Annotated in this window: 3 protein-coding genes and 1 pseudogene; all 4 read left to right on the plus strand. The window is 73.4% G+C overall.

Translation table 11 applies throughout. From position 1 onward, the window contains the following. Window positions 1-330 (plus strand): annotated as a pseudogene (locus KBX53_RS27630) (hypothetical protein); the annotation flags it as partial. 53 nt (window positions 331-383) lie between these two features. Then, window positions 384-1,256: a PHP domain-containing protein gene (locus KBX53_RS27635; RefSeq protein WP_210862456.1), complete on the plus strand. Its 873-nt coding sequence runs from the start codon at window positions 384-386 to the stop codon at window positions 1,254-1,256. A gap of 41 nt (window positions 1,257-1,297) precedes the next feature. Beyond that, the gene (locus tag KBX53_RS27640) at window positions 1,298-1,912 is read left to right on the plus strand and encodes a MarC family protein (protein WP_030329175.1); all 615 of its coding nucleotides are present in this window, start codon (window positions 1,298-1,300) and stop codon (window positions 1,910-1,912) included. 43 nt (window positions 1,913-1,955) lie between these two features. Beyond that, complete coding sequence (locus tag KBX53_RS27645) at window positions 1,956-2,876, plus strand: PD-(D/E)XK nuclease family protein (protein WP_030329173.1); 921 nt, start codon at window positions 1,956-1,958, stop codon at window positions 2,874-2,876. Window positions 2,877-3,061: the final 185 nt, after the last annotated feature.

Consider the following 3,061-nt stretch of genomic DNA (forward strand, 5'->3'; position numbering starts at 1 on the left):
GGTTGCGGTCCCGACCTGAGTCAGGACGGCGTCGGCGGCGTCTCGCCGGACGGGCGGTGGCTGCTGGTGAACGGACGGATCGGCGGCACCGACCGGTCCCTGCTGGTCGACCTGCACCGGCTCGGGCCGGCGGCGACCGCAGTGGCGGCCGGGCCGCCGATGACCGGGGTGGTCATCTGGATCGACGGGACCAACGCCTCCTACCTCGACGGCACCGGTCAGCTGGTCCAGCTCGACGTCGGCCAGGTGCGGGCGGGAAAGCCCGCCGGCCCCGCCGCGGTGCCCGGCGTGTCAACCGGTGACCAGCCGATCCTGGTGAAGGGCTTCTGACCCGGGCGACCCCATGTGAGCCTGGCTCGCTGTTTCCTCGGTAGCGTCGGGCGGTGACCTCGCGTACCGGCTCCGCCCCCCGGATCGACCTGCACGCCCACTCGACGGCCAGCGACGGCACGCTGACCCCGGCCGAGCTGGTCGGCGCGGCCTTCGATGCCGGGCTGGACGTGCTGGCGATCACCGACCACGACACCACCGCCGGCTGGGCGCCGGCAGTGGACGCACTGCCGCCGGGGCTGCGTCTGGTTCGCGGCGCGGAGTTGTCGTGCCGCTGGTCCGGCGCGCAGCCGGCGGTGCCGCTGCACCTGCTCGCGTACCTGTTCGATCCGGAGCATCCGGAGCTGGTGGCCGAGCTGGCCAGGGTCCGGGCCGCCCGGGAAGAGCGCGGCGAACGGATGGTCGCCCTGTTACGGGCCGACGGCATCGACGTGAGCTGGCCGGACATCCTGGCCGGCGCGGGTGGCGGCACGGTGGGGCGTCCGCACCTCGCGCAGGCGCTCATCCGCGCCGGCCTGGTCGGCAGTGTCCGGGAGGCGTTCGGCCCGAACTGGCTGGGCGAGCGGTACCGGCTGCCCAAGGAGGACATCGACGTGTTCCGGGCCGTCCGACTGGTCCGGGCGGCCGGCGGGGTGCCGGTCTTCGCCCACCCGCGCGCCACCCGACGTGGCCGGGTGGTGCCCGACGAGCTGATCGCCGAACTGGCTGCCGCCGGGCTCGCCGGGCTCGAGGCCGACCACGAGGACCACAGCCCGGCCGAGCGGGAACACGTGCGGGCGCTCGCCGCCGAGTTGGGGCTGTTCGTCACCGGTTCCTCGGATTTTCACGGCACCCACAAGACCGTTCAGCTCGGCGCGTTCAGCACCGGCGCCGAGGCGTACGAGCGGATCGTCGCCGACGGGGTGACCGAGGTCGCTTCGGGCTGATCCGGGTATTTCGCCCATCGCGGCGCGGCTAGTTTGATCACGTGGATCTGAAGCTGTTCGGCGAGGTTTTCGTGACCCTGCTGGTGATCACCGACCCGCCGGGCATGATGCCGATCTTCCTGGCGTTGACCGGCCCGCTGCCCGCCCGCGACCGCAACCGGGCCGCCTGGCAGGCCGTCGCGTTGGCGCTCGGCGTCATCGTGATCTTCGCGGTGGCGGGGCAGACCCTGCTCGACTACCTGCACGTGGACCTGCCGGCCCTACAGGCGGCCGGTGGGTTGCTGCTGGTGCTCGTCGCCCTGGAGCTGCTGACCGGCAAGGCCGACGACCCGAGCCAGCAGGTGACCTCCAACATCGCGCTGGTGCCGCTGGGCACGCCGCTGCTGGCCGGTCCGGGTGCCATCGTGGCCACCATGCTCTTCGTCCAACAGGCCGACGGGCTGGGGGAGTTCAGCGCCATCGCCGTCGCGATCCTCGCCGTGATGGTCGCCGTCTGGATCGTCCTGCGCTTCTCCGGCGGCATCGTGAAGATCCTCCGACCGGGCGGGATCGAGGTGCTGACCCGGATCGCAGGCCTGCTGCTGGCCGCGATCGCCGTGCAGCTCATCGCCGACGCGGTGGCCGCCTTCGTGACGCAGTACGTGAACATGACCTGACGGCACGCGCGCGATGTCGGGGGCGGATGGCAGGATCGCAGGCGTGCGACGATCCTCATCAGCAGGGCGGCCGGCGGCCGGCGGCCGGGCCCCTCGGCAGCGGGCCGGCGACGCCGAGCAGCTCGGCTTCGAGGGCATGCCGGAGCGGCTGTTCGTCTGCACCCCGAGCAAACTCGGCGCGTACGCGGACTGCCCGCGTCGCTACCGCTACTCCTACGTCGACCGGCCCGCCCCGCCCAAGGGCCCGCCGTGGGCGCACAACTCGCTGGGCGCCAGCGTGCACACCGCCCTGAAGAACTGGTACGCGCTGCCCGCCGACCGGCGGCGCCCCGAGGCGTTGGCCACGCTGCTCAAGGGCACCTGGGTCCGCGAGGGCTACCGCGACGACGAGCAGGAGCGGGCCGCCTACCGGCGGGCGTTGGGGTGGCTGGAGGCGTACGTCGAGACGCTGGAACCGGATTCCGACCCGCTCGGTGTGGAACGGGTGGTGGCGGTCAAGACCGCCGTGTTGGCGTTCAACGGTCGCGCCGACCGGATCGACTCGCGGCCCGGGCCGGAAGGGCCGGAGCTGGTCATCGTCGACTACAAGACCGGTCGCAGTGGGCTGGACGCGGACGACGCCCGGGGCTCGCAGGCGCTGGCGCTCTACGCGTACGCCGCCGAGCGGGTGTTCCGCCGACCGTGCCGCCGGGTGGAGCTGCACCACCTACCGACCGGCACGGTCGCCGGCCACGACCACACCGTCGAATCGCTGGCCCGACAGCTGACCCGTGCGGAAGACACAGCCCGCGACATCATGGCCGCCGAACGGGCGGTCGCCGACGGCGCCGACGCGGACGAGGCGTTCCCGGTGGCGCCCAGCCCACGCTGTGGCTGGTGCGACTTCCGGCGGCACTGCCCGGCGGGCGCGCAGGCCCCGGGCAAGGAGCCGTGGGCGGCCATGGACCGGCCGGCCGACGGTTGATCTCCGCCGGTCGGATCAGCCGGCCAGCGAGGCGGCGGCGTGCCGCGCGGCCCGCTCCTTGGCCGCCTGCATCAACGGCCCCTCCAGGTAGCGGCGGGGGACGGCGGCGAACGCCAGCCGCAGCGCGCGCACTGTCAGGTTCGCCGACATTGCTGTGGTCGGTAGGCCGAGTCCCCCGTACATCC

Origin of the sequence: Micromonospora sp. M51, assembly GCF_018070305.1 — a bacterium.
Taxonomy (GTDB): domain Bacteria; phylum Actinomycetota; class Actinomycetes; order Mycobacteriales; family Micromonosporaceae; genus Micromonospora; species Micromonospora parva.